27 protein-coding genes are annotated in these 26685 nt (G+C 61.2%); 14 read left to right on the forward strand and 13 right to left on the reverse strand.

The genetic code is table 11. The annotated features are described in order from the left end of the window. Positions 1-352 precede the first annotated feature (352 nt). On the forward strand, positions 353-1060 hold the full coding sequence (locus ACSBPU_RS04875; RefSeq protein ID WP_442596103.1) for a TerC family protein: 708 nt from the start codon (positions 353-355) through the stop codon (positions 1058-1060). Between the two features lie 6 nt (positions 1061-1066). On the opposite strand, the gene ACSBPU_RS04880 is transcribed toward ACSBPU_RS04875, so the two are convergent. Continuing rightward, positions 1067-1396 carry a glycine zipper domain-containing protein gene (locus ACSBPU_RS04880; protein WP_180065435.1) on the reverse strand — a complete coding sequence of 110 codons (330 nt, stop codon included), beginning with the start codon at positions 1394-1396 and terminating at the stop codon, positions 1067-1069. A 188-nt stretch (positions 1397-1584) separates the two neighbouring features. Here ACSBPU_RS04880 and ACSBPU_RS04885 point away from each other — a divergent pair, with 188 nt between their 5' ends. The 6 genes from ACSBPU_RS04885 (at position 1585) to ACSBPU_RS04910 (ending at position 9776) form a co-directional block, all read left to right on the forward strand. Beyond that, on the forward strand, positions 1585-2823 hold the full coding sequence (locus tag ACSBPU_RS04885) for a CynX/NimT family MFS transporter (RefSeq protein ID WP_442596106.1): 1239 nt from the start codon (positions 1585-1587) through the stop codon (positions 2821-2823). 185 nt (positions 2824-3008) lie between these two features. Beyond that, on the forward strand, positions 3009-3773 hold the full coding sequence (locus ACSBPU_RS04890) for a TSUP family transporter (RefSeq protein WP_180065431.1): 765 nt from the start codon (positions 3009-3011) through the stop codon (positions 3771-3773). Positions 3774-4031: 258 nt separating this feature from the next. After that, positions 4032-4595 carry an alkyl hydroperoxide reductase subunit C gene (ahpC, locus tag ACSBPU_RS04895; protein WP_180065428.1) on the forward strand — a complete coding sequence of 188 codons (564 nt, stop codon included), beginning with the start codon at positions 4032-4034 and terminating at the stop codon, positions 4593-4595. A gap of 107 nt (positions 4596-4702) precedes the next feature. Beyond that, complete coding sequence (gene ahpF / locus ACSBPU_RS04900; RefSeq protein WP_442596108.1) at positions 4703-6304, forward strand: alkyl hydroperoxide reductase subunit F; 1602 nt, start codon at positions 4703-4705, stop codon at positions 6302-6304. 258 nt (positions 6305-6562) lie between these two features. Beyond that, entirely contained in the window at positions 6563-7546 is a 984-nt protein-coding gene (locus ACSBPU_RS04905; protein WP_442596110.1) for a diaminopimelate dehydrogenase, read from the forward strand. Between the two features lie 112 nt (positions 7547-7658). After that, positions 7659-9776, forward strand: a complete 2118-nt coding sequence (locus ACSBPU_RS04910; RefSeq protein ID WP_442596112.1) for an AsmA family protein — start codon at positions 7659-7661, stop codon at positions 9774-9776. A gap of 69 nt (positions 9777-9845) precedes the next feature. On the opposite strand, the gene ACSBPU_RS04915 is transcribed toward ACSBPU_RS04910, so the two are convergent. After that, positions 9846-10463 (reverse strand): MgtC/SapB family protein, encoded by a 618-nt coding sequence (locus ACSBPU_RS04915; protein WP_442596114.1) that lies wholly within the window; start codon positions 10461-10463, stop codon positions 9846-9848. Between the two features lie 71 nt (positions 10464-10534). Between ACSBPU_RS04915 and ACSBPU_RS04920 the strand changes: the two genes are divergently transcribed. From ACSBPU_RS04920 to ACSBPU_RS04940, 5 genes are read left to right on the forward strand one after another with little or no spacing between them, the layout of a single operon-like run. Continuing rightward, a complete protein-coding gene (locus ACSBPU_RS04920; protein WP_180065418.1) occupies positions 10535-10729 on the forward strand; it encodes a YqaE/Pmp3 family membrane protein in 195 nt (64 codons plus the stop codon). 51 nt (positions 10730-10780) lie between these two features. Further along, entirely contained in the window at positions 10781-12313 is a 1533-nt protein-coding gene (locus ACSBPU_RS04925; protein WP_442596117.1) for an ABC transporter ATP-binding protein, read from the forward strand. Next, positions 12306-13364, forward strand: coding sequence for an ABC transporter permease (locus ACSBPU_RS04930; protein WP_442596119.1), 1059 nt, complete (start codon positions 12306-12308; stop codon positions 13362-13364). The genes ACSBPU_RS04925 and ACSBPU_RS04930 overlap by 8 nt, the downstream gene beginning before the upstream one ends. Positions 13365-13366: 2 nt before the next feature. Continuing rightward, entirely contained in the window at positions 13367-14284 is a 918-nt protein-coding gene (locus ACSBPU_RS04935; protein WP_180065413.1) for an ABC transporter permease, read from the forward strand. A gap of 8 nt (positions 14285-14292) precedes the next feature. Further along, entirely contained in the window at positions 14293-15378 is a 1086-nt protein-coding gene (locus tag ACSBPU_RS04940; RefSeq protein WP_442596121.1) for a BMP family ABC transporter substrate-binding protein, read from the forward strand. A gap of 75 nt (positions 15379-15453) precedes the next feature. On the opposite strand, the gene ACSBPU_RS04945 is transcribed toward ACSBPU_RS04940, so the two are convergent. The 5 genes from ACSBPU_RS04945 to ACSBPU_RS04965 form a co-directional block, all read right to left on the reverse strand. After that, positions 15454-16449, reverse strand: coding sequence for an aldo/keto reductase (locus tag ACSBPU_RS04945; RefSeq protein WP_442596123.1), 996 nt, complete (start codon positions 16447-16449; stop codon positions 15454-15456). A gap of 110 nt (positions 16450-16559) precedes the next feature. Next, the gene (locus tag ACSBPU_RS04950; protein ID WP_442596125.1) at positions 16560-18032 is read right to left on the reverse strand and encodes a carboxylesterase/lipase family protein; all 1473 of its coding nucleotides are present in this window, start codon (positions 18030-18032) and stop codon (positions 16560-16562) included. Between the two features lie 16 nt (positions 18033-18048). Further along, entirely contained in the window at positions 18049-19029 is a 981-nt protein-coding gene (locus ACSBPU_RS04955) for a Bug family tripartite tricarboxylate transporter substrate binding protein (RefSeq protein ID WP_442596127.1), read from the reverse strand. A gap of 39 nt (positions 19030-19068) precedes the next feature. Beyond that, entirely contained in the window at positions 19069-19692 is a 624-nt protein-coding gene (locus tag ACSBPU_RS04960) for a TetR/AcrR family transcriptional regulator (RefSeq protein WP_442596129.1), read from the reverse strand. Positions 19693-19815: 123 nt separating this feature from the next. Then, the gene (locus ACSBPU_RS04965; RefSeq protein WP_442596131.1) at positions 19816-20298 is read right to left on the reverse strand and encodes a PaaI family thioesterase; all 483 of its coding nucleotides are present in this window, start codon (positions 20296-20298) and stop codon (positions 19816-19818) included. Between the two features lie 52 nt (positions 20299-20350). Between ACSBPU_RS04965 and ACSBPU_RS04970 the strand changes: the two genes are divergently transcribed. Then, a complete protein-coding gene (locus ACSBPU_RS04970; RefSeq protein WP_442596133.1) occupies positions 20351-20761 on the forward strand; it encodes a hypothetical protein in 411 nt (136 codons plus the stop codon). A 96-nt stretch (positions 20762-20857) separates the two neighbouring features. Continuing rightward, entirely contained in the window at positions 20858-21415 is a 558-nt protein-coding gene (locus ACSBPU_RS04975; RefSeq protein ID WP_180065403.1) for a copper chaperone PCu(A)C, read from the forward strand. 18 nt (positions 21416-21433) lie between these two features. Here the strand turns inward: ACSBPU_RS04975 and ACSBPU_RS04980 are convergent, their stop codons facing one another. The 6 genes from ACSBPU_RS04980 to tolB all read right to left on the reverse strand — a co-directional run bounded on the left by ACSBPU_RS04980 (position 21434) and on the right by tolB (position 26659). Next, positions 21434-22264 (reverse strand): alpha/beta fold hydrolase, encoded by an 831-nt coding sequence (locus ACSBPU_RS04980; RefSeq protein ID WP_442596135.1) that lies wholly within the window; start codon positions 22262-22264, stop codon positions 21434-21436. Between the two features lie 9 nt (positions 22265-22273). After that, entirely contained in the window at positions 22274-23071 is a 798-nt protein-coding gene (locus ACSBPU_RS04985; RefSeq protein ID WP_442596137.1) for an ABC transporter ATP-binding protein, read from the reverse strand. 2 nt (positions 23072-23073) lie between these two features. After that, complete coding sequence (locus ACSBPU_RS04990; protein ID WP_180065397.1) at positions 23074-24111, reverse strand: iron chelate uptake ABC transporter family permease subunit; 1038 nt, start codon at positions 24109-24111, stop codon at positions 23074-23076. Further along, positions 24111-24794 carry a tol-pal system protein YbgF gene (gene ybgF / locus ACSBPU_RS04995; RefSeq protein ID WP_180065395.1) on the reverse strand — a complete coding sequence of 228 codons (684 nt, stop codon included), beginning with the start codon at positions 24792-24794 and terminating at the stop codon, positions 24111-24113. The genes ACSBPU_RS04990 and ybgF overlap by 1 nt, the downstream gene beginning before the upstream one ends. Before the next feature lie 81 nt (positions 24795-24875). Then, positions 24876-25373 carry a peptidoglycan-associated lipoprotein Pal gene (gene pal, locus ACSBPU_RS05000; RefSeq protein ID WP_180065393.1) on the reverse strand — a complete coding sequence of 166 codons (498 nt, stop codon included), beginning with the start codon at positions 25371-25373 and terminating at the stop codon, positions 24876-24878. Between the two features lie 32 nt (positions 25374-25405). Beyond that, the gene (tolB, locus tag ACSBPU_RS05005) at positions 25406-26659 is read right to left on the reverse strand and encodes a Tol-Pal system beta propeller repeat protein TolB (RefSeq protein WP_442596140.1); all 1254 of its coding nucleotides are present in this window, start codon (positions 26657-26659) and stop codon (positions 25406-25408) included. Between the last annotated feature and the right edge of the window lie 26 nt (positions 26660-26685).

Below are 26685 nucleotides of genomic sequence, written 5' to 3' on the forward strand. Positions count from 1 at the left end.
GCCGCATGGGGTCAGACCCTATAGGGTCTGACCCCAAAAAAACTTTGACTTTGCGCAATTTCTGAATATACTTACGCCCTATCAAGGGGAGTAGCTTTCTTTCCGCAGCATCGTCATTACGGTAGTCCTGTCGCAACATCCAGGCTCCCGGTGCTCGGGCAACACCATGTGTTGCAAGCAAGACCTTGCCGTGAAGGGCAAGGTGCATCTCCAGCAATCGCTATGGCCTGTCCTTCTGGATCAGGCCTTTTTTATTGGCGCGACCTTGATGCCTTTACCGGTCTTTTTGGTAAAAGCGCGCATCCGGCCTGATTCTTTTCCCTTTTCACTTGTTTATCCCCAAGGGGCGAGAATGTTAGAACTATTACAGACGATAAGCTGGACGGCGGTTTTTCAGATCATCATGATCGATATCCTGTTGGGCGGCGACAACGCGGTGGTCATTGCATTGGCCTGCCGCAACCTGCCGGCCAAGCAACGGATGCAGGGCATATTATGGGGTACGGCGGGGGCCATTGGCCTGCGGGTCGTGCTGATCGCTTTTGCGTTGACTTTGCTCAGCGTGCCGTACCTGAAGGTAGTGGGCGCCCTGTTGCTGGTCTGGATCGGCATCAAGCTGCTGATACCGGAAGACGAAGCCCATGGCAATATCCAGGGGGGGGCGTCGATCTGGTCGGCGATCAAGACCATCATCATCGCCGACTTCGTCATGAGCCTGGACAACGTGATCGCCATCGCCGGCGCCGCCCAGGGCGCCAATCCGGAGCATCAGCTCGGCCTCGTGATCTTCGGCCTGGTCATCAGTGTGCCCATCATCATCTGGGGCAGCACCATCGTGCTCAAGCTCATCGATCGCTTCCCCATGGTGGTCACGTTTGGCGCAGCGCTGCTGGGCTGGATCGCGGGCGGGATGCTGATTACCGACATCGCTATTGTCGAGCGCTTTGGTGAGCCCAGCGGCACCGCGAAAGTGGCCGCCGAGATCGCCGGCGCGGTGTTGATCGTCGTCCTGGGCCGCCTGCTTGCGCGGCGCAAACAGGCGGCCGCCGCCGGAGCCTGATCGCGGTCATCGACGCCGCCGATCGTGCCTGTCGTACGATCGGCGGTGGTCCCGGCCGGAATTCCAGGACGATCTATTATCGTTCCGGTTCCAGCTTCGCGAACGGCGATGGTCGCGGTCTTCGGTCAGCACATTGCCCAGCAGACCGCCCGCGGCCGCGCCTCCCAGCGTGAACCACGGATCTCCTCGCGAGACGATGGCGCCGGTCGCGGCGCCAAGTCCCGCACCCAGCATGGTGTTGCTGGACTTTCTGTCGTAATGGGCGGCGCAGCCCGCCAGGCTCAAGGCTGTCAAGCCGACGACGGCAATTTTTCCGAAGCGGTGCATAAGCGTCATGGCGCACTCCTGTTGCTTGATGATGGCTTCAGATTAGGCGTCGGGCATCCGCTCTTCAAGCGCTGATCGCCGTTTTGCAGCGTGCTGAAATAATTGACGCGCCCAAGCTCCCGTTCGTAACAGTTCTGAATTGGTTGTGACGCCACCGCGTTACAATGAACCATGGTTTGCACAGCGGGCGTCAAAAAATGAATACTTCAAGAGGCCTCGCTGCTTCTCCGGCAGTCGGACCCAAAAGCATCGTCGCCCAGGTTGTCCTGGGGCTCTGCCTGATGCTCATCGCCTTCAATCTGCGCCCCTTGTTCGCGAGCCTGTCGGTATTGCTGCCCGAAATCCAGCGGTACACGGGCCTGTCGTCCTCGGCAGCGGGTTATCTGACCACGCTGCCGGTGCTTTGCCTCGGTATTTTCGCGCCTTTGGCGCCCCGGCTCTCCGCCCGCCTGGGGCCGGAACGGACATTGCTGGCGATGCTGTTCATCTTGATGCTGGGTACAGCCTTGAGAGGCGTGGGCAGTGTTCCCATGCTGTTCCTGGGCTCGGCGCTGGGCGGGGCGGCAATCGCGACCGGCAATGTGTTGCTGCCTAGCGTCGTGAAACGCGACTTCCCGCAGCGTGCGGGCCTGATGACGGGATTGTTCACCATGGCGCTATGCGGCGGCGCCGCCGTGGCTGCCGCGACGACCTTGCCCTTGGCCGCGCGCTTCGGTGATTCCTGGGCAGCGGGGCTTGCGGCATGGGCGATACCGGCCGGGTTGGTGTGCCTGATATGGGCGCCGCTGGCGCTGCGTACGATGCCCGCCGCCGGTCATGCACGCAAGAGCGTTCGCGGGCTTTGGCAAGATGCACTGGCCTGGCAAGTCACTTTCTTCATGGGGTTGCAGTCAGCACTGGCCTACTGTGTGCTGGGCTGGATGGCGCCCATGCTGCGTGCTCGCGGCCTGGGCGGTGTCGAGGCGGGGCTGGTGCTGTCCGTCTCCATCATGGTGCAGGTGGTGACCTGCCTGCTGGTACCCGCGCTGGCGATGCGCTTCCGCGATCAGCGCATCGTGAACGCGGTGCTGGGCCTGACGGCCGGCTTCGCGCTGACGGGCATGCTGATCGCGCCGATCTCCACGGTATGGGCCTGGGCGGTCTTGCAGGGCATAGGACAAGGCGGCTTGTTCGCCATGGCCATGACCGTCATTGTGCTGCGCTCGCCCGATTCCGTCGTGGCGGCGCATTTGTCGGGCATGGCGCAGGCGGTGGGCTACGTGCTGGCCGCTTTCGCACCGTTGCTGGTGGGCATCCTGCACAGCCTGACAGGAAGCTATGACGCAAGCGCGTGGCTGTTTGCCTTCGTTGCGCTCGCCGCCGCGCTCAGTGGATGGGGCGCCGGACGATCGCAGCATGTGCAAGCCCGGGCGGAATCCGTCAACGCAAAAAGGTAGGCGGACAAGACTCTGTCGGGCCGATTAACCGGTATGCTAACGACCGACGATCGCAATTTCCATCGTCATGCAGCAGGTCTTCGGGTTACCGGCGCGGCAGACGCCATCGGCGTTCAGCGGTGAAGAAGTGGCGGCTCGCCTGCGTGCATGGCTATTGATCCCTCTGTTAGATAGCAAGGCGGTGCATGCTTCCTGATATTTTCTTGTTGGTTTGTTTTGTCGTGATCATGTTCGTGGCCGTGTATTTTCACACGGTCACCGGTTTCGGGGTTGCCATGATCGTCATGGCTCTGGCCAGCGGCATGGGTATCGCTTCGGTGGCGGCGCTCGCGTCCATCATCAGCCTGATCACCCTGGTGAACAGTGCGATGGCATTGCGCGGCGACCTGCATCATATCAATTGGCGAATTGCGACCGGAATGATCGTCAGCATCCTGCCGGCCAGCGTGCTGGGCGTGATCGTTTTGAACTACCTGAGCAGCACGGCGGCCGACGCGGTGCAAATCCTGTTGGGACTGGTCATCGTCTATGGCGGGATCAGCTTCGCGTTCAGGCCCCATGTGCTCGAACGGGTATCAGGTCTGGCCAGCTTCATGGCTTATGGCTTCGTCGGAGGATTCATCGGCGGCATGTTCGGCATTCCCGGTCCGCCCCTTATCTTCCAGTTCTATCGTCAGCCCATGTCGCTCCCGCAGATCCGCAGCTTCCTGATCCTGATCAACGCGGTCGTGGCGGGATCGCGCACTCTGTTCGTTGGCGCCCAGGGGCAACTGGATGCGAACATATGGACGCTGAGCGCCATTTGCCTGCCCGTGGTGGCGGTCGCGACCTGGGCGGGGCGGCGCTATCCGCCGCCGCTCGCCCCGCAAACTATGCGCCGCATCGCCTTCGCCGTTTTGTTCCTGATGGGCGTGGGGCTCATCGTACCCGTCGTGCCGGCATATCTGTAGCAGGGGACAGACCCCGCACGGGGTCTGTCCCCCCTGTCTGTTGGGGTCGGACCCCGTGCGGGGTCCGCATCATGCAGGCGCGCCTTGATAAACGAGGGGTCAGACCCCATATGGGGTCTGACCCCGTGCAGCTCGATAATAGCCAAAGTCTATTGAATCAATAATATTAATCAATTTTACAAATCAATAGGGGCGGCCTATACTCTTTCTGTGTTCGGGTGATCCACGAACTTTTTTTGACTAACTAGAGGAAACGCTATGTCTCTGATCAACACCAAAATCAAACCGTTTAAAGCAACTGCCTTCCATAACGGCAAGTTTGTTGAAGTCAGCGATGAATCCATCGCAGGAAAATGGTCGGTCTTCGTTTTCTACCCCGCCGATTTTACTTTTGTTTGCCCCACCGAACTGGAAGACCTGGCCGAGCAATACGCTGAATTCCAGAAGCTGGGCGTTGAAATCTACAGCGTTTCGACCGACACCCATTTTGCCCACAAAGCATGGCATGACACTTCCGAGGCAATCGGCAAGGTCACCTACCCCATGATCGGCGACCCGACCCAAACCTTGTCCCGCAACTTCGAAGTTCTGATCGAAGAAGAAGGCATTGCCCTGCGCGGTACGTTTGTCGTGAACCCGGAAGGCGAAATCAAGGTCATGGAAGTGCACGACAACGGCATCGGCCGCGTTGCTTCCGAACTGCTGCGCAAAGTGAAGGCAGCTCAGTACATTGCTGCGCACCCCGGTGAAGTTTGCCCCGCCAAGTGGGAAGAAGGCGCCAAGACGCTGACGCCGTCGCTTGACCTGGTCGGCAAGATCTAAGCATTTACCGGCTGCGATAAGCAGGTAGCCCAGACGTCCGCCGCGCAAGAGTCAAGAGCGCTTGCGCGGCTCCCCAAACATCCTCTTATCATGAAGGTAGATACGCTATGTTAGACGCAAATCTCAAAACTCAGTTGAAATCCTACATGGGAATGATTTCCCAGCCGATCGAAATCAATGCCTGCCTGGACGGCGGCGCCAAGTCGCGCGAACTGCGCGAACTGCTGCAGGAAATCGAACTGATGTCGGACAAGATTTCGTTCGTCGAACACAGCGACAGCGCCCAGCGCAAGCCTTCATTCAGCATCAACCGCGTCGGCACCGATATCAGCGTGACGTTCGCCGGCATTCCCATGGGCCACGAATTCACATCGCTGGTTCTGGCGCTGCTGCAGGTTGGCGGCCATCCCATCAAGCTGGATGAATCGGTCATCGAACAGATCCGCAATCTCGATGGCGACTACAAATTTGAAACCTATTTCTCTCTGTCCTGCCAGAATTGTCCGGATGTCGTTCAGGCGCTGAACGTGATGTCCATCATCAATCCGCGCATCCAGCATGTCGCGATCGATGGCGCACTCTATCAGGACGAGGTCGAAGCCCGTCAGATCATGTCAGTGCCGACCATGTACCTCAATGGCGAAGTCTTCGGCCAGGGCAGGTCCAGCGTCGAAGAAATCCTTGCCAGGCTGGACACCGGCGCAGCAGGCCGCAAGGCGGAAGAACTCAGCGCGCGCGAGCCGTACGATGTGCTCATCGTCGGCGGCGGCCCGGCGGGCGCCGCGGCGGCTGTCTATGCGGCGCGCAAGGGCATCCGCACCGGCGTCGTGGCCGAGCGTTTCGGCGGCCAGGTGCTCGACACCATGGCGATCGAGAACTTCATCTCCGTGAAAGAGACCGAAGGCCCCAAGTTCGCCGCCGCACTGGAAGACCATGTCCGCGCCTACGATGTCGACATCATGAATCTGCAGCAGGCAAGCCGCCTGGTTGCCGGCGACAAGATGGTCGAAGTGCAATTGGCCAATGGCGGCGTGCTGAAAGGCAAGACCGTCATCCTGGCGACGGGCGCACGCTGGCGCGAAGTCAATGTGCCCGGCGAACGTGAATACCGCAACAACGGTGTCGCGTACTGCCCGCACTGCGACGGCCCGCTGTTCAAGGGCAAGAGCGTTGCCGTCATCGGCGGCGGTAACTCGGGCGTCGAAGCCGCGATCGACCTGGCCGGCCTGGTCAAGCACGTTACGCTCATCGAGTTCAGCGATGTCCTGCGCGCCGACGCCGTGCTGCAACGCAAACTGAAGAGCCTGCCCAACGTGACCATCATCATGTCGGCGCAGACCACCGAAATCCATGGCGACGGCAAGAAAGTCAACGGGCTGTCGTACAAGGACCGAATCAGTGGCGACATCGTCAAGGTCGATCTTGAAGGGGTGTTCGTGCAGATCGGCCTGGTACCCAACACGGAATGGCTCAAGGATACCGTCGCCCTGTCCCGCCATGGCGAGATCGAAGTCGACGCGCGCGGCCAGACCTCCGTGCCGGGTGTATTCGCCGCGGGCGATTGCACCACGACACCGTACAAGCAGATCGTCATCTCGGCAGGCGATGGCGCCAAGGCGGCTCTGAGCGCGTTCGATCACCTCATCCGCAGCTCGGTCGCGGATCAGGAAGACGCGCCGGCCAAGGCCGAGTCCGTCGTCGCGGCCTGAGATCCTGGGGTAGGACCCCGTACGGGGTCCGACCCCTTTTTCTTTAAAGCCATCGGCTCTGCGGGGTCAGACCCCATCCGGGGTCTGACCCCTGAGCCCTCTAGTCCCAGCACTTGCCGGCAGACCTCCAGCCAGGTCTGGGCGGCATGCCCATGATCAATGGCATCGGTGGCTCGGGCGACACCGGCGCCATGCGTCCCTGAGCCCAGGGTCGCTACAATCCTGTTGTTTAACAATGACAGAAGGAGCATGGCAACAATGGCTGGGAAAATCAGAATCGGCATAGCCGGATACGGCAATCTGGGGCGTGGCGTGGAATCCGCGATTGCGCAAAGCCACGATATGGAACTGGTCGCGGTATTCACCCGGCGCGCGCCCGAAGCCGTGAAGACGCTCGGCGGGGTGGCGGTGCATGCGCTGGACGACATCACGCGTTTCCAGGGCCGGATCGATGTACTTATCCTTTGCGGCGGGTCCAAGAATGACCTGCCCGAGCAAGGCCCCGCGCTGGCAGCCCTGTTCAACACCGTGGACAGTTTCGATACGCATGCGAAGATTCCCGAGTATTTCGAAGCAGTCAACCGGTCTGCGGAACCGGCCGGAAATGTCGCCCTGATTTCGGTAGGCTGGGATCCGGGCCTGTTTTCCCTGAATCGCCTGTTCGGAGAAGCCATTCTTCCTGAGGGCGCCAGCTACACCTTCTGGGGCAAGGGGCTCAGCCAGGGGCATTCCGACGCCGTCCGGCGCGTCGCAGGGGTGAAAGGCGCCGTGCAATACACGGTGCCCGTCGAAGAGGCGGTTGCGCGCGTGCGCAGCGGAACCGCGCCGACGCTCGCCACCCGCGAGAAGCACACGCGGGAGTGCTATGTCGTGCTGGAAGAGGGCGCGGATGCAGCCCAGGTGGAGCAAGCCATCGTGACCATGCCGGACTATTTCGCCGATTACGACACGACCGTCACTTTCATCACGGCTGAAGAGCTCGCGCGCGATCATGGCGCCATGCCTCACGGCGGTTTCGTGATACGTAGCGGCACAACGGGGCAGGGCAGCAAGCAGGTCATGGAGTATTCGCTCACGCTGGAAAGCAATCCCGAGTTCACCTCCAGTGTCCTGGTCGCCTACGCGCGTGCCGCCCATCGCATGAACCAGCAGGGCGTCGCCGGCGCTCGCACGGTGTTCGACGTGCCTCCCGGCCTGCTGTCGCCGAAGTCCCCAGCGCAATTGCGCAAGGAAATGCTCTAAGTCAATTTGTAGCGTTTGGTCCTATCCTGTTGCATGATCGGCGTCCAGCCCTTCTACAATGACCTGACATTGTTGACCTTCGCTCGCATTGCGGCGGGGACTGGGAGCGATCATGCCGCGCTACGTCAGAATTCTCTTATGGTCTTGCCTGGGGTTGCTGCTGGCATTAGCCATTGTCGTGGCATTGCTGGCGACCATGAATTGGAATATGGCACGCCCATGGGTAAGCCAGCGCATCTCTCAGGTAATCCATCGTCCCGTCGAGATCAGGGGCGATCTGGACGTCGATTGGCTGCGTCCGCGCAAGGAGTCTGAAGGGCCGCGCTGGTTGCCCTGGCCGCAGATCACCGCGAATCAGGTCGTGGTCGGCAACCCGGCCTGGGCGGACGAGGGCAAGACCATGGCGGAGGCGTCGCGCCTTATCGCCACGATAGATTCCGGCGCTCTTTTCCATCGTGTCTTCCGACTGAGCAGCCTGCACATCGAAGATGCCTCCGTGCTGCTGGAGCGCAACGAGGGCGGAGCAGTGAACTGGACCTTGAGCGAAACCACGGAAGAGTCCAAGACACCCTCCAAATGGACATTCGATCTGCAGTCCCTGTCCCTGACCAGTGTGCGGGCCCAGGTCATCGATGCGACCAAGGAGCTGGATTTCCAGACCGAGTTCGACAGCATCGCGGAGCCGGGCGCCGATGGCTATGGCCTGGAGTGGAAGGCCAAAGGCCGGTATCGCCAGGCCGAATTGACCGGCGAGGGAAAGTCGGGTGGTGTGCTGTCGTTGCGCGATGGGGCCAAGCCTTTTCCTCTGAAAGGCGAAGTCGGTGTCGGGACGACCACGATTGGCCTGGAGGGGTCGGTCACGCGACCCCAGTCGCTCGCCGCCCTGGACGTGCGGCTCACTCTTGCGGGCGACACCATGGCGGATCTGCTTCCATTGCTGGGCATCGCCTTGCCGGAGACCCCTCCCTACGAGACCGAGGGGCGGCTGATCGCCAAGCTCGATGGCGATGCAGACGTCTGGCGCTACGAGGAATTCAAGGGCCTGATGGGTAAAAGCGACTTGCGCGGCACGCTCGAGTACCATCGGCGCAAGCCCCGGCCGCTTCTTACCGGCCAGGTCGAATCCCGCTTGCTGCGCCTGCGTGACTTGGGTCCGCTCATCGGGCTTGAAACCAGCGGCGTGGAAAAGAAAGAGAAGAAAGCGTCCGATTTCAAGCAGCCCGCGGATAAGGCGCTGCCCGCCAAGCCTTTGAATACCGAATCATGGAAGGTCATGGATGCCGATGTGCAGTTCGCAGGCGAGAAGATTCTTCGCGATGAAGACTTGCCGCTGGACAACATCAAGGCCCACGTGGTGCTGAGCGACAGCGTTCTGTCGTTGAAACCTCTCAATTTCGGCTTCGCGGGCGGGACGCTGGCGAATAATCTCGTGCTCGACGGCCGCGACAAGCGCATCAAGGCCGACCTGTCCATACAGGCCCGTCATCTCAAGCTGAAACAATTGTTTCCCGGTGCGGAGCGGATGGACGCCAGTTTCGGCGAGCTGTTCGGCGATGCCAAGCTAAAGGGGCAGGGTGTATCCCTTGCAGAATTGCTCGGCAACTCGAATGGAGAGCTGCAGGCGGTTGCCAGCCGCGGCACCATCAGCCGTTTTCTGCTGGAAGCGGCCGGCCTGAACGTCGCCAATATGGTGATGGTTCAGATCTTCGGTGACGAGCAAGTGGTCATGGACTGCCTGGCCAGCGATTTCGCCGTCGAGGACGGCGTGATGCGCACCAGGGTGTTCCGATTGGAGACCGATGACGCGGTGGTCGACGTAGAGGGCCGGATCAACCTTGCCGAGGAGCGTCTGGACTTGCAGATCCGTCCGCAGAACAAGACGGTGCGCATTTTTACGCTGCGGTCGCCGCTGTACGCGAGGGGCACGTTCAAGAATCCCGATGTCGGAGTGGAGAAAGGCCCGCTTGCCGCACGCGTGGGCGCAGCGGTCGCCTTGGGCGTCATCGCCACGCCGTTCGCCGCCATCCTGCCTTTATTGAACGTGGGTACGGACCAAAGCACAGGATGTTCTTCCTTCGCAAGCGCCAAAGGGGATACAGGCAAAGCGGCGCCCGCCAAGCAGGAGGCGGGCAAGGAAGAGCAACAGAGCAACAGAGAGCAGCAGATCGAACGCACCGACGATGCAGGAGAAAAGGACGAAGCGGGCTTCCCGAAGAACATCACGCCGTAATCGGCGAAGGGCTCAGGGTCAGACCCACGTGCGAGGGTCAGACCCCGTACGGGGTCTGACCCTGAGCCCTTAAGCACGCTTTTCGGGGTCGGATTCCGAATGGGATCCGGCCCTTTGACTTGACTGGGGGTCGGACCCCGTGCGGGGTCCGACCCCTTGATTCGACCCGGGGTCAGACCCCGAATGGGGTCTGGCCCCGGGCTGTTCCGGCGTTACGTGATTTTCCAGCCGGTGCACGATGGCAAGGATGAAAAGCGCGGCCAGTGTGCTGACTACGGCCGTGGTTTCCTTGCCCATGCCGGCGGCGATGCCGATGGCGGCGGCGACCCAGATGCTGGCGGCGGTGGTCAGGCCTTTGACCTGCTCGTCTTCGCCCAGCTTGATGATCGCCCCGGCACCCAGAAAGCCGATCCCCGCGATCACGCCTTGCAGCACGCGGCTTGCGTCCGCCAGCGGCATGCCGCTTTGCAACGGCACGAAGACGAAAATGGCGGCGCCAAGCGAGACCAGCATGTGGGTGCGCAGCCCGGCGGCCTTGCCGCGCAGTTCGCGCTCGAAACCTATGGCGGCACCCAGCAGGATGGCCATGGAGAGCCGCAACACCATGCGCGTTGCCTCGGCGGCATCGGGTATGTCGGAGAATTCCTGGACGATCGTTGCCCAGATGCTATCGGTGATTTCCACCATCGTAACGGTATCCTAGTGGAGTAACGGTTAGAATAGCAGCCCCGGTAAATGAATATCAACTGGTTCGAATCATGAGACTGCTCATTGCATTGCTGCTTCCCTGGCTGACGTTTTTCACGATAGGCCGGCCTGTTGCGGGCATTGTGTGCCTGATCCTGCAAATCACCCTTATCGGTTGGCTGCCGGCAACCATCTGGGCCGTGTATGCGCTGTCCCAGTACAAGACCGACAAAAAGATCGAGAAAGCCCTCCAGCAGCGCGGATAATTCGGCGGCGCCGGCAGCGCCGTCCATCGTGCTCATTACGTGTCAACGACCATGACCAGTCGCCTCGCGCTGAAACAAATCACCAAGCGATACCCGGCCGTCGTCGCCAACGATCAGGTCGACCTGACGGTGCTGCCGGGTGAAATCCATGCCTTGCTCGGCGAGAACGGGGCGGGCAAGTCCACGCTCATGAAGATCGTGTACGGCGTGACCAGACCGGACGCCGGTCAGATTTTCTGGAACGGCCAAGAAACCAATATCGCGAGTCCGGCAGTAGCCCGTAAGTTGGGCATCGGAATGGTGTTCCAGCACTTTTCGCTGTTCGACACCCTGACGGTCGCTGAAAACATCGCCCTGGGGCTGCCCAGCGGTACGCCGCTCGATGAGCTGGAGCAGCGCATTGCCGATACGGCGCGTCAATACGGACTTGATCTCGAGCCGCAGCGGCATGTTCATACGCTTTCCGTGGGAGAGTGCCAGCGGGTCGAGATCGTGCGCGCGCTGCTTGGCAATCCCAGGCTGCTGATTCTGGATGAACCCACTTCCGTGCTGACCCCGCAGGCGGTGGCGAAGCTGTTCGAGACGCTGCGCCAGCTGGCGGAAGAGGGATGCAGCATTCTGTACATCAGCCATAAGCTGGACGAGATACGCGCGCTGTGCCACGCCTGCACGGTCATGCGCGGCGGCCGGGTCACGGGGCAGTGCGATCCGCGGCGTGAAAGCCATGCCAGCCTTTCCCGCATGATGATAGGGTCCGAGCCGCCGGTCATGAAGCATGAACAGGCGAGGCCGGGCAGGGCGGTGCTGGCCGTGCGCGGCCTGTCGCTGCCGAAGGCGCATCCCTTCGCCACCGAACTGCGCGACATTCATTTCGACGTGCGCGAGGGCGAGATCCTTGGAATCGCCGGCATTTCGGGCAATGGCCAGCAAGAGCTCATGGGTGTGCTCTCCGGTGAAGACACGCGCGCCTCCGCCGGCGCGGTGTGCCTGGACGGCGCGCCGGTGGGCAAGCGGCCCGTTGCCTGGCGCCGCGCGCGCGGCATGGCTTTTGTGCCCGAAGAGCGCCTGGGCCGTGGCGCCGTGCCCGAGCTGAGCCTGGCGCAGAATATCCTTTTGTCGCATCAGGATGCCGGGGCATTGAGCCATGGCTTCATCAAGACGCGCGCCATACGCGAGCTGGCGGCCGGCATCATCGACCGGTTCCAGGTCAAGGCGGCAGGTCCTCAGGCGGCGGCGGCAAGCCTGTCGGGCGGCAATCTGCAAAAGTACATCATCGGCCGCGAAGTGGCGCGACGCCCCAGGCTGCTGCTGGTGGCTCAGCCGACGTGGGGCGTGGATGTCGGCGCCGCCGCCCAGATACGCGCCGAACTGCTCGCCCTGAGGGACGCCGGCTGTGCGGTGCTCGTGATTTCGGAAGAGCTCGATGAGCTCTTTGAAATCTCGGATCGGCTCATCGTCATGGCCAAAGGGAAGGTCTCCCCGTCCATCGGCGTGTCGGATGCAAGCGTCGATCTCATCGGGCAATGGATGAGCGGGCTCTGGGAAGATCATGCGGCCAGGACCGCCGAGGTGTCGCATGCTTAAGCTCGAGCCGCGTGCGCAGCCATCGGCGTGGATGTCCTGGCTCTCGCCCATATTGGCTGTGCTGCTGACCATGCTTTGCGGCATCGTGCTGTTCTTGGCCGTTGGAAAGGACCCCGTCGCCAGCCTGGCGGTCTTCTTCGTCGAACCCATCAAGGATTTGCGCGGCTGGTCGGAAGTGGGCGTGAAGCTTGCGCCGCTGCTCATGATTTCGGTCGGTCTGGCCATGTGCTTTCGGGCCAATGTATTCAATATCGGGGCGGAAGGGCAACTGGTGGCGGGCGCCATCACGGCGGGCGCGGCCATTCTGTATTTCGACGACGAAACCAATGGCGGCTTCTGGCTGATCACGCTTGCATTGATGGCGGGCGTCCTGGGCGGCATGGCCTGGGCTGCCATCACCGCATGGCTGCGCGACCGCTACAACGCGAACGAGATTCTCGTCTCGCTGATGCTGGTGTATGTCGCCCAGCTGCTGCTGAGCTATCTGGTACATGGTGTCATGATGGACCCCGATGGTTTTGGGTTTCCGCAGTCACGCCTGTTCTCGGACGGTTTCCTGTTGCCTGTCGTCCTGCCGGGTACGCGCCTGCATCTGGGCATGCTGCTGGCAGTTGCGGCGGCGCTGGCGGCATGGCTGTATCTATCGCGCAGCTTCTCGGGATTCAAGCTGCAGGTCGGGGGAATGGCGCCGCTGGCCGCGCGCTATGCCGGCTTTTCCTCGCGACGTTCGCTCTGGACCTGCATGCTGGTGTCGGGCGGCCTTGCCGGGTTGGCCGGCGCCAGCGAGATCATGGGGCCCATCGGGCAACTGACGCCTTCTGTTTCCCCGGGTTACGGATTTGCAGCCATCATCGTGGCGTTCGTCGGGCGGCTGCATCCCATCGGGGTGGTGTTTTCCAGTTTCATCATGGCCTTGCTGTATATCGGCGGCGAATTATCGCAAAGCCGCCTGGGCATGCCCAGCGCCATCACCGGCATCTTCCAGGGCATATTGCTGTTTGCGCTGCTTGCCTGCGACGTGCTGATTCACAACCGCTTGCGCTGGAGATAACCATGGACGCGCTTGCTCCGCTCATCGCTTCGGCCGTCAACGCCGGTACCCCGCTCATGCTGGCGGCGCTGGGCCTGCTCATCAATGAAAAAGCCGGCGTCATCAACCTGGGTTCCGAGGGCATGATGCTGGTCGCCGCGGTCATGGGTTTTGCGGTCACGGTCCACACGGACAGTGCGGTCCTTGGTTTTGGGGCGGGGGCGCTGGCCGGCATGGCAATGGCCGGTTTTTTCGCATGGCTGACGGTGTGGCTGGGCGCGAACCAGGTGGCCACGGGGCTCGCCCTGTCTCTTTTCGGCGTCGGCGCATCCGCGTACATCGGCATCGATTATGTCGGCAGCAGCCTGAACGCCATGAAATTCAGCATACCTTATCTGGAGCATATCCCGGTACTGGGTCCGGCCATCTTCCAGCAGCATCCCATGGTGTATCTGTCATTGTTGCTCTGCGCAGGCATCGTCTGGTTCCTGAACAGGACGCGGGCGGGCCTGATACTCAGGTCGGTGGGAGAATCGCCTTCTTCCGCGCATTCTCTGGGCTACGACGTACGGCGCATCCGCCTCGGTGCTTTGCTGTTCGGAGGCGCATGCTGCGGGCTGGCGGGGGCTTTCATGTCGCTGGTATACACGCCGATGTGGGTGGAAGGCATGGTCGCGGGCCGCGGCTGGATCGCCCTGGCGCTCACCACTTTCGCGACGTGGCGTCCGATCCGCGTCCTGATCGGCGCCTACCTGTTTGGCGGCATCACCATTCTTACCTATCATATGCAGGCGCTCGGCGTGCCCATCGCTTCCCAGCTGTTGTCGATGCTGCCCTATCTGGCAACGATACTGGTGCTGGTTCTGATTTCTCGTAATGCAAACTGGATCAGGCTGAACATGCCTGCGTCCCTTGGAAAAAATTTCAATCCAAATACCTGAGGATAATCATGTCTGCAAAATTTCTGCATAAAGCGTTGTGCGTCGTGGCACTGGCGCCGGCCCTGGCGCTCACATCCGCCGTCGCGGCGGAAGAGCCATTGAAGGTGGGCTTCGTATACGTCAGTCCCATTGGCGAAGCCGGCTGGACCTGGCAGCAGGATACGGGCCGCCGCGAGATGGAGCAAGCGCTGGGCGGCAAGATCAAGACGCAATACGTGGAAGACGTGCCCGAAGGCGCCGATGCCGAGCGTGTGATCCGCGATCTGGCGCAGCAGGGCAACAAGCTCATCTTCACGACCTCCTTCGGCTACATGAACCCCACGCTCAAAGTCGCCAAGCAGTTTCCCGACGTGAAGTTCGTGCACTCCACCGGCTACAAGACGGCGCCCAACGTATCCACCACGAACGCACGCTTCTACGAAGCGCGCTATCTGGCCGGCATCGTGGCGGGCAAGATGACGAAGTCCAATATCGCAGGCTATGTGGGTGCTTTCCCAATCCCCGAGGTCCTGCAGGGCATCAATGCGTTTACCCGCGGCATGCGCAGCGTCAATCCGAACGCGGAAGTGCGTGTGATCTGGGTTAACAGCTGGTTCGATCCGGGCAAAGAGCGCGATGCCGCGCTGGCGCTGATCGGCCAGGGCGCCGATATCGTCACGCATCACACCGACTCCACCGCAACGGTGCAGGCGGCCGAAGAAAAAGGCAAGTACGCCGTGGCCTACCACTCCGACATGAAGAAATTCGGACCCAATGCGCAGATCGCGGCGGTCACTCATCACTGGGGCGATTACTTCACCAAGAAGGCGCAGGAAGTATTGGACGGCGCCTGGAAATCGGACGGCACCTGGGGCGGCATCAAAGAAGGCATGGCCGTCATCGAAGGCTTCGGCCCCGCCGTGCCGGAAGACGTGAAGGCGCTGGTCACGGAAAAGCAGGCCGATATCGTGGCGGGCAAGCTTGCCCCGTTCGCAGGCCCCATCACAGACAACGAAGGCAAGGTCCGGCTGGAATCGGGCGTGTTGGACGATAACGGCCTGAACAAGATGAATTACTATGTTCAGGGCGTGGCTGGCAAGCTGCCAACCAAGTAAGTGCCAGAAACTGCAGATACAAAACCGGCATCGCGTCCGCGCGATGCCGGTTTTCGTTGGTGTATCCGTTTCCTGTCAGCGGCCGTAGAAGGGGTAGCTCGGATCGTTGTATCCATGCGAGGATGCATGGCCGGGGGGTACGAGCTGGTCGACCAGCGCTTCGTCCTCTTCGCTGATGGTTACGTCTAGCGCGGGATAATAATCTTCGAGCTGGGCCAGCGTGCGCGGGCCCGCGATCACCGCGCTGATATGGCGGTTGGCCAGCACCCAGGCTGTGGCGAAATGGTTGAGCTTGATCCCTTTTTCCTGGCAGTGCGCCTGCAGCTTCTGAGCGATCAGCAGCGACTCCTCGCGGAACTCGGTCTGCAAAATGCGCCGGTCGCCACGGCCCGCGCGCGTTTCGGGGGCCGGTGTTTGCCCGGGTTGATATTTTCCGGTCAGCACGCCGCGGGCGATGGGGCTGTAAGACACCACACCCAATCCATAGTGGGAGCAGGCGGGCAGTATCTCGACCTCGGGGCCGCGATTCAACAGGTTGTAATAGGGCTGGCAGGCGATCGGGCCCGGGATGTTGGCTCTTTCGCATAGGCGCGCCACTTCCGCGATGCGCCAGCCCCGGAAGTTGGACAGCGCGAACGCGCGTATCTTGCCGGCCCGTATCAGATCGCCCAGGGCGCGCACTGCCTCGTCCAGGTTCTCTTCGTGATAGTCCCTGTGAAGGTAAAGGATATCGATATGCCCGGTATTCAGGCGACTCAGGCTGTTGTCGACTTCGCGGGTGATCCAGTGCCGCGAGTAATGCGATTCGTTCGGCCGCGCGCTCATGGCGTTGCCCAGCTTGGTCGCCAGAACCCAGTCGTCACGCTGGCCTTGCAGCAGCTTGCCGACCATTTCCTCCGACTTGCCCTTGGTATAGATGTCGGCGGTGTCGATGAAGTTGATCCCATGTTCCCGGGCGGACGCCACGATGTTCTGCGCTTCGGAAAACTCGGTCTGATCGCCGAACATCATGGAGCCCAGGCATAGGGCGGATACTTTCAGGTTGCTGGCGCCAAGGCGTCGGTATTGCATGCGGGTCTCCTTAGAGGCGGCATCGGGCCGCCGGGTGTTTGACGGGAATTATGCCACTATTGAAGAAAGGGTCTGACCCCGTACGGGGTCAGACCCCATGGCGCAGCACCTCAGGCGGGGTCAGACCCCGCATGGGGTCTGACCCCATGCCCCACACCGTATCGCCGCGCATCGAACCGCTTGAGTCCCGCCGCTGCTTTCGAGGGCCAGCCCGGGTTTCCCGACTTGGCAAAGCTGAGCCAAGCGTGATGCATTTCCGTGGCCAGCTCTTGCCAAGACGGATGAGGCTGGCCAATCAAGCCTTTTGCACTATCGTTGTCGAGGTTGCGGAAGACAAAGGGCAGTTCCACGCCGTGCGCGGCTCCAAGCTCTCCGCCAAAGAGTGGAGACCTCCACGCGAAGCGGTATTCGTGAACCTGGACGCCTTTGGATGCCAACACGATCGCAAGCTCGCGTGCCGGAGCATGGTAAAAGTATTCGGATTGCAACGCGCACAGGATTTCCCCTGGCGTGCGATTGTCGACGTCGAGACGTCGTGCGCATTGATCCACGATGTCCGCATCCACGCCGGCATCGCTCGCGAATCGGTGCAGCTCTTCCTTCGTGGTGTTCAGGATTTCGCCATTGGGTACCATGTAGAAGCGGGCTTCTTCTTCATTGGAGCCAAGCAGGACGGACAAGGGCAGTCGCTCGCTTCGGGATGCGGCTCGGATTGGCTGCTCTGGCAGGTAAAGGCCGTCTACGACGGGCCTCATGGGGAAGCGTTGATGGGCGCCGAAGCCGAAAGCCTGTCGGAGCCGTTTGTCCGCTGACAGTCGGGCTAGGGCCATGGCGTGAGCTTCGGCGGTAGCATGCCGGAAGGCCTCTGGCTCGGCCGGATGTCCCGTCAGCTTTGCAATGGCGCTCAATGCAATGCTTGCCTCTCTTTCATCGTGCGTCGTGGTGCTGGGGCTTTGCAAAATCGCGCGATGAAAGAGGCCGCTTGCGGATGGCATGCCGAGCAGGCATGCAATCGCTCCTGCCCCCGCGGACTGCCCAAACACTGTGATCTGCTTAGGATCCCCGCCGAAGCTGGCGATGTTGCTGCGTATCCATTGCAAGGCGGATACGATGTCCAGCAAGCCTCTGTTTGCTGGCGCGTCCGGCAGGTGAAGAAAGCCGTCGATACCGACCCGATAATTGATGGAAACGAGGACGATGCTGCCATTGGCAAAATTGGCGCCGTCGTACAAAGCGTCATTGGCATTGCACCGTATGAAACCGCCGCCCGGAATCCACACCATTACGGGAAGAGGTATGGCGGAGGAAACGTCCGCAGGAGCCCAGACATTTAGATTCAGGCAATTGGGACCACCTAGCAAGGCAAGGCGGTCGCGCGCGGGCTGAAGAGGCAATTGGCCAAGCTCCTGTGCGCAGAACACTTCGTCATTGCTGTCCAGCGCCTGTGGGAGAGCGAAGCGTGACGCGTTCGTTATCGGCTTCGCGTACGGAATGCCCAGGAATATACGCAGCGCTCGGTTGAACCTTCCCTGTATGCGTTTGCCATTTTGCAATGTCACGACAGGGCCAGCAAGCGTCGGCATGCTCCGGTTCCTCAAGTCAGTTTTCAGTTGCCAATCCGAGCGTGTCGATCAGTGGACGCCAAACCTGTACATCGGCTTGCGCCCGGGCCTCGAGGTCCTCGCCGGCCGTCGCCAAGGGCTCTACGTTCATTGCCCGCAAACGCTGCACATAGTCTTTATCGTCCAAACACTGCTGCGTGGCTTCATTCAGGCGCTGTGTCGCGGTATCGGATACCCCTTTCTTGGCCACCACTCCTATCCAGGCTGGACGAGCCAGGTCCTGCGCATCGAGCAGTTCGGTGATGGCCGGCACATCGGGGAAGGCGGGTGAGCGCTTGTCGGCGAAAATGGCGATCGGTACGAGCTTGCTGGCCTTAACTTGCGGAAGCGCCGTGCCCGACACCAGTGTCATGACCTGAATCTGATTGCCGATCAGCGCAGTGACGCCCGCGCCTTCGCCGATAAACGGAATATGGGTGCCGGGCACGTTCATTTTACTGATGAGGGCCGACGTCAGAAGATGCGCTGGGCTCCCTTTGCCAGGCGAGCCGAAGTTGACGCCGCCAGGAACCGACTTGGCATGAGCGGCCAAGTCATCGAGGCTCTTTATGTTGGAATCCAAGCCCGCCACCAAGATCAGCGGGGTGGCGCCAAATACCGTGACGCCTGCGAAGTCCTTTGCAGGGTCGTATGGCATGTCTTTGTAAACATAGGGCGTGATCGTCATTTGCGACATGCCGATGGACATGACGGTATAGCCGTCATGTGGTTGGCCCTTCAATTGGTTGATGGCGAGTATGCCATTGGCCCCTGGCTTGTTTTGCACCACCAGCGGCTGCGCGACCTTCAGGGAAACGCAGTCGGCCCAGATTCGGGTCATTGCATCGGATCCGCTGCCGGGAGGTTGCTGGGCAATGACTGTAATGGGCCTGTCAGGATACGCATGCGCATCCGGCACGAGAAAAGCGATGCTGGAGAAGAGGGTGGCGGCCAGGGTCGCCAAGCGCAGCTGTTTCATGATTTGTCTCGTTTAAAAGGTGATTTTATGGAACTCGTCCTAACTGGGCCGGATAGCGCAGCGGGCCGTAATCAGTTCCGCCAGGCTCTTGAGCTGTTGTTTGGTGGCCATGCTGTCGGCTTCAAACAGCTCGAGCAAGCCCATGCCCCTGAGTGCGGAAAAAATTAGGCCAACAAAACCGTCAGTGTCCGGCGCATTCGCCAGTTCGGGAAAACACGCCAGGAATTGCGGCCTGAGCTTGTGCATCAGATCCGCGCGCTGCTTGGCAATATGCTCAAGCAGTTCGGGTTTGCCTCTGCAGCCGAGGTAGGTGCTCCATGCGGCGACGAAACGCGGCTCTCGATAGATCAGTTGCCATGCGTTGTTGATGAAGAGATGGGCGCGTTCATTCAGCGGTATATCGCAGGAGGGCCATAGCTTGCCAGCCTCATGCCCTTCATTGATGAGATGGTCGAGCACCTCCATCATGAGTTCAGCCTTGGACTTGAAGTGATGCTGTATCGCACCTGGCGTAACGCCCGCGCATTTCGCCACCTCGAAAAAAGTGGCCGCTTCGAAACCCTGCTTCTGAATGGTGTGTATCGTCGATTCGATGAGCAGCTGCCGTGTCAATTGACTACGCTCGGCGTGACTACGACGGGTATGCGAAGGAGAGTTGGCCATAGCAATACATTTTAGATTACAGGCATATTGTAAATAACCGCAGTGTATGTCGATATCAGGGTTTACACGCGAGCATGGGGAGGGTCAGACCCCGTACGGGGTCTGACCCCATGGCGCAGCACCTCAGGCGGGGTCAGACCCCGCATGGGGTCTGACCCCATGGCCTTCCGTGCGAGGCAGGGCCCAGGTGCTGATGGCTTGCGCAACCGGATCGCCGCCAGCCGCGGGAACGAGCAGGACTTCGCCCGCCGCGAGCCGGCCGGTCTTCAGGATGGTGGCCTGTGCCAGGATGCCGCCCGGCGGCGCCTTGCGCAGGAAGTTCATGCTAAGGCTTGCCGTGACGGCTTCGCTATTGCCGGTTGCTCCGACAATGGCCGCATACAGGGCGACGTCGGCCAGTCCCATCAGCATGGGCCCCGCCACGATGCCGCCCAGGCGCTGGTGCGAGCTTCGATCGGGCAGGCGCAGCAGCGCGCTGCCCAGCCCGATTTCCAGTGTCTCGATTTCCAGCACCGAAGCGAAGGGATGGTGGCTCGCAAGCAGCCGGTTGAACTCGGCGACGGTGATCTTGGCCTTTTGGGGGGTAAGCGTAGCGGATGGGTTCATGTCCTGGGCTGTCTCTTTCTATCGCGTGCACCCATAGTACACTTGTGCGGTCATGATCAGATACTGGTACGCATGGATGTCGAATGAGCGGCAAGTCGGCCTGAAGGCTTTGCTGCTGGTTTTCCTATTGCGCGCCCTGGTCCCCGCGGGCTACATGCCGGTGTTCCTGTTTGCGGACCATAGCCCGGCCCTGACCATAACGCTCTGCGTAAAAGGCCTGCCGGACCGGGTCATCGAAACGCTATCGCTCGATACCCATCACGGTCATGCCGAGCCACAGGATCTGGATTGCGCTTTCGGCTCGGCGATAAGCCACACATACACGCCACCCCCGGCGGGCTTCCCGCCCTTGCCGCCGGCATCCGCGTCCGCGCTGTTTGCCCTGGACCTTACAGCCAGCGCCGAACCGCGGCGCATGCCTGGTCCGCCGCTGGGTTCGCGGGCACCTCCGTTCACGGCCTGAGCCTTCCCACTGCTTGCGCTGCTCATTGACGCCGGACAAAGAGGTCGGGGCGTCCATCGCGTAGCCTGTCAAAAACAAACTCGAACGGAATACATCATGAATAAATCAATCCTGAATGGACTGCTGGCCACGGCCGGCCTGGCGCTGGCCCTGTCTGCCGCTGCGGGCACCACCCATACGATGCAGCCCTTGCTGCTCGCCCATGCGGGCCATGCACACGCGGGGCATGGGCAAGCCGCGAAACACGATGCGGCGGCTTTTGCCAACGCGAAGGTGTCGGAGACGCTCTCGGTAAGCCAATGCTGGATACGCGCCATCCCGCTACCTGCGCCGTCCGCGGGATATTTCCTCGTCAAGAACGGTGGCGGCAAAGAGGCCAAGCTCGTCGCCGCGGCGTCCTCGACATACGGCATGATCATGCTGCACCAGACGACGCACGAAGGCGGCATGAGCCGCATGTCCGAAACCCACGATATCGCGGTCCCCGCCGGAGGCGAGCTGCTATTCAAGCCGGGCGGCTATCACGCCATGCTGGAAAAGCCGTCGGAAGCGCCGGCGGTCGGCAGCAAGGTCGGTATCGATTTCCTGTTCGACAACGGCGAAAAAGCGCATGCCGAGTGCGACGTCAAGCCGGCGAACACCAAAGGGCACTAAGCTGCCGTGATGGCGCCCTCAAATGGGGGCGCCGTACTCCAGCGTGTGCAGGAATCCGGCGACGGCTTTGTTGAAGGCTTTCGGATTGGCCAGATTCATGCCATGCGCCGCAAGCGGTATCGTCACGCGTTCGGCTCTGGGCAAGATGCCCTGCAGGCCGTCCAGCCGGCTGACGTAGCGCTCGGGACTGTCCGCGCCACCGATCAGCAGCACTGGTTTGTCCAATGCGGGTAAATCGCTGCGGCGAACCGTGCGATCGCTTTCCTGCAGTTGCGCAAGCAGGGTGTAGGCGTTGTCGTGCACCATGGTCTTGAACCAGCTCACCATGCGCCGCCAGGTATCGGGACCATTCACCGCATCGACAAAACTGGCCAGCGCCGACTCCGTATCCCCTTTGCGCAGAAGCTCGGCGACATCGGAACGGAACGACTGGACCGGCGGCTCGCCGTCGAACGGGAAGCCCGGGTCGGCGAGTATCAGCCCGTTGATCGACTGCGGCGCCCGCAGCGCCATTTCGAGCGCGACCTGGGCGCCGCGGGAGTGGCCCAGGACATGCACTGGCCGGCCGTTCCTGACGCGTTCCATGAAACGCAACATGTCTTCGACATGCTGCTGGATGCCGAAGCCGGGATCTTCCCGCTGAAGCGCCCGCGGCCAATATCCTCGCAGGCTCGGTGCGATCACGGCATGTGATTGGCTGAACGCGGGAATCTGCCAACGCCAGTAGCGATAATCGCAAAGAGATCCATGGATCAGCAGCAGCACGCTGCCCTGGCCGGCCTCGGTGAAATGGATATCCGTATCAGGCAGGGAAATCGTTTGTTCGATAAGCCCAAGAGTATGCGGCATGGTATCAGCTCAAAGTTGAATGAGATCGTCGACAAAAACAGTGGCATGTCCCCCGCGGACGACTTGTATGCGGGCTTGCACCTTGAACGCATGGGCCAGGTGCTCGGGAGTGATGACGGTCTTGGGCGGCCCCGCCGCCAGCAGCCCGCCCTGATGCAGAAGAAGGGCGGTGTCGGCGTAGCGCAAGGCCATGTCCAGATCGTGCACTACGATGATGATCAACATGTTTCTTTCGCGCGCGAGCCGGCCGAGCAGGCCCATGACATGATGCTGGTAGTTCAAGTCCAGCGATGCCAGCGGCTCATCGAGCAGCAAGACATCGGGCTGGTCGACCAGCGTCTGGGCAAGCCCCACCAGCTGCTTCTGGCCGCCCGACAGTGCATCCAGGTATTTGGGCGCCAGTGCGGCAATGCCCAGGCTTTCCAATACCGCTATGCTGCGCTCCATGGCTTGCGCCTTGCCCGGACGGCGGCGAACGTTCAGCGCCACGAGCAACGATTCGGTGACCGTAAGATGCAGGGCTTCGGGCAGCGACTGGGGAAGGTAGCGCAGAATGTCGGCGCGGGCGCGCTCCGGCTGGGCGAGCATGTCCCGATGACCGACGGAAAGCGCATGGAATCGGGCAGGCACCAGTCCCGCGAGCGATTTGAGCAGCGTCGACTTGCCGCTGCCGTTGGGGCCCAGCAGAGCCACGACTTGTCCTGGCGGAAGAGGAGGCAGATCGAGATCGTCCAGGACCTGTAGGGAGCCGAAACGGCAGGATACACCCTTGGCGATAAGCGTTTGCGCGCTGGCAAGAGCATCCATATTCAATAAACCCGGCGACGCGTCAGGACGATGATGAAGAACGGGATTCCCACCAGCGTGGTGACGATGCCCACGGGGACGACGACCTGGTCGCTGATGAGCTTCGAAGCGATGGACGCGCCAAGCAGTATCAGGCTGCCCGTGGCGGCGCTGGCAGGCAGGTACCAGCGATGATCCTCGCCCCACAGCCGGCGCGCGATATGAGGGGCGATGAGGCCGATGAAGCCGATCACGCCCACCAGCGCCACGGCGACCGATGCCAGCATGCTGACACGCAGCAGCGACCAGCGCCTGGTCCGTACGGGATCGACGCCGAAGCCCGCCGCCCGGGCATCGCCGAAACGCAAGGCGGTCAAGCGCCAGGCATTGCGCAATGCGAAGGGAAACACGACGGCCAGTGCGCCGGCCATGATGGCCAGCTTGCCCCAGTCGCTGCGGGCCAGGCTGCCCATCATCCAGAAAATCAGGTCCTGCAGTGCCGCCGCATTGGCCAGCAACTGGATCAGCGACAGCAAGGCGTTGAAGGCGAACACCAGCGCGATGCCGAACAGCACGATGCCGGTCGAGCCGATGCGGGCCCGTTTGGCGATGGCATCGAGCGCCAGCGCACACAGCAGGGCCAGCAAAAATGCGCTGAGAATGAGGGTGTGGTCCGCAGACAGCAACGGCAGCCGCCATTGGAAGACGAGTGTCAGCGCGGCGCCCAGCGCAGCCGCCGAGGACACGCCGAGTGTAAAGGGACTGGCGAGCGGATTATCGAGCACGGTCTGCATTTCGGCGCCTGAAAGCCCCAGCGCCGCACCTACCAGTACCGCCATCAGCGCCTGAGGAAGGCGGATGTGCCAGAAAATGACATGCGGCGCGCCGGCGTCCGGGTCGGCAATGCTGCGCCAGAGGCCGGCAACGCCGATGCCGGAAGGGCCGAGCAGGACGTCGAGCACCACCAGGGCCAGTATGGCCGCCATCATTGCGGCCAGCATTCGTGCGCGCTGGCGCCATGCCGCCTGGTAAGCGGCAAGCGCCGGACTCGCCATTGCCATTACTGCAGCAGCTTCAGACGGCTCTTGGCGGTTTCAGCGGCAGAAGTTTGCGGATAATCCTTGACGATGCGCTGAAGGCTTGCTTTCGCGCCTTTCAAATCGTTCAGTTCGATCTGGCTGGCGGCAATGACGAGCAGCGCGTCGGGTGCGCGCGGATCTTGAGGGGCGGCCTGTATCATTTGCTGCAGGCCACTGATCGAAGCTTTGAAGTCCTTGCTGGCATACCGGCTGCTGCCCTGGTAGAAGCGGGCCTCGGGTACGAGCTGGCTTTCCGGATAGGCTTCCAGGAAGGTCTGGAATGCCGCGGCGGCTTCTTTGTACTTCCCGCTGCGGAAGAGACCCATGGGGCCTTCATAAGCGGCTTGTTCCTGGGGATCGGCCACTTTGTCCGCATGGCCGCCGCTCTGGTCTTCGCTGGAGCGCTTCTGCAGGTCAGCCTGCCAGTTCAGCTGCTCGATCTGCCCCCGCATGCCGGCCAGTTCATGCTGCAGGCGTTCCAGCTGATCAGCCAGTTGCAAGCGAGCCTGCCGGTTCTGTTCCGTGACCTGCTTGAGCTGTTCGCGTAATTCCAGGATGGCGCGGCGCGCTTCGTCGTCGGAAAAAGCATGGGCCGGCGCCGACATCAGGCCGGACAGCGCCGCAGCCAGTGCAAGAGTGCCCAGGGACTTGGAATAAAGGCTCATAGTTGTTCCGTTATTGAAAATAGCAAAAAAAACGCCGCAGCGGTCCACCGCCACGGCGTCACATTGCGGCGAATCGCGCAATTATCGCTGATAGACGATATCTGCGCGACGGTTCTCGGCGTAATCCGCTTCGGTGTTGCCCAGGGCGCGTGGGCGCTCTTTACCGAAGCTTACCGCTTCGATCTGGTTGCTGTTGACGCCCAGCAGCGTCATCATGCGGGAAACCGCGTCGGAACGGCGTTGACCCAAAGCCAGATTGTATTCCGAACCTCCGCGTGCATCAGCATTGCCTTCGATGCGGATCTTCTGCTGACCGTGGCTGGTCAAGTACGAAGAATGCATTTCGACCAGGCTGCGGTATTGCTCGGGCACGGTGTAGCTGTCGAAATCAAAGTAGACCGAACGCTGTTGGGCGAGAGGACTTTGAGGATTGAACGGGTCCATGATCTGACCCGTGCTGGTCGAGTCCGTTCCACTGCCGGCACTGGTACCGGACTGGTCGAGAGGTACCGAGCTGCATGCTGCCAGCGTGGCGGCAAATGCGGCTATTGAGAGGCTTCTTGCAATGCGCGAGCTCATTTAAGTTCCTTTGAAAAAGAGTCACACTAAAATCAATTTGTAAATGGTCCCCACGTCGGTTCTCGTACTTTGCCGTTGAGAGTCGAGAGTGTCTGGCGGACACGGCCATCGACTGAAATAACGGCCAAAACACTACGGCCACCTTGTACGGAACTGTAGAGAATCTGCATTCCGTTTGGCGCAAAACTGGGTGACTCGTCATCAGGCCCGGCTGTCAACAATTGTTCAGATCCGGTACTCATGCTTTGCATTGCGATACGGAAAGCACCATTTCTACGTGTAACGTACACCAGGTTATTGCCATCGGGCGACATGGCCGGTGAGATATTGTAACTGCCATTGAAGGTAATGCGTTGCGCATCGCCGCCACTGACAGGCACTCTGTAGATATGGGGGTTGCCGCCGCGGTCGCTTGTGAAAACGAGCGAAGATCCGTCGGGCGTGTATTGCGGTTCGGTATCGATGAGCGGCGAACGCATGACGCGGCGCAGGCCGGATCCATCGGCATTGATGGTATAGATTTGAGAGATGCTGTCCCGGGAAAGCACGACAGCCAGTTGCTCTCCGCTGGGTGACCAGGCGGGGGCGCTGTTGTTGCCTTTGAAATTCGCCAATGGCACCCGCTGGCCGGTAGCTAGGGTCTGCACGTACACCACAGGTTTGCCAAGTTCAAAGCTCACGTAGGCCAGGCGCTTGCCATCGGGAGACCATGCGGGCGATATGATGGACTGCTTGGACCGCAGCATGACCTGAGGGTTCTGGCCGTCGGCGTCTGCAATTTGTAACTCATAGCCGTTGCCTGTTTGCAACACGTAGGCCAGCCGTGTGGAAAACACGCCGCGAACACCAGTGATTTTTTCGTAGATGCGGTCGGCGATCTGGTGGGAAATGCGGCGCAATTCCTTTTCGGTGCCGCTGAACGCCACGCCGTCGAGCTGGGTGCGCCGCACCGAATCGACCAGGCGGTAGCTGATGTTGTACTGCCCGCCCGACTGGCTGATGGAGCCATAGGCCAGATAGTCCGCACCCCGATTGCGCCAGTCATCGTAAGCGATGGAGCTTTCGGCATCGAGGCTGGTGCCCGCGGAATTGATCAACTGAAACTGACCCGAACGGGTAAGGTCCGCCCGGATGACCTCGGCGACGGCCTGGCCTTCGGCGCTGCCATTGAAATCGGCGATGGCGATCGGGTACTGGGTGGCGCCCACGCCTGAAATGTCGACGCGCAATTGAGCATCTGCCGACCTTGCGGCCAGCAGGCTACCCGCCACAAGGGCCATTCCCATGACCCACGCGCGCCATCGGGAGGATG

Source organism: Parapusillimonas sp. JC17 (assembly GCF_052180245.1).
Taxonomy (GTDB): Bacteria; Pseudomonadota; Gammaproteobacteria; order Burkholderiales; family Burkholderiaceae_B; genus Parapusillimonas.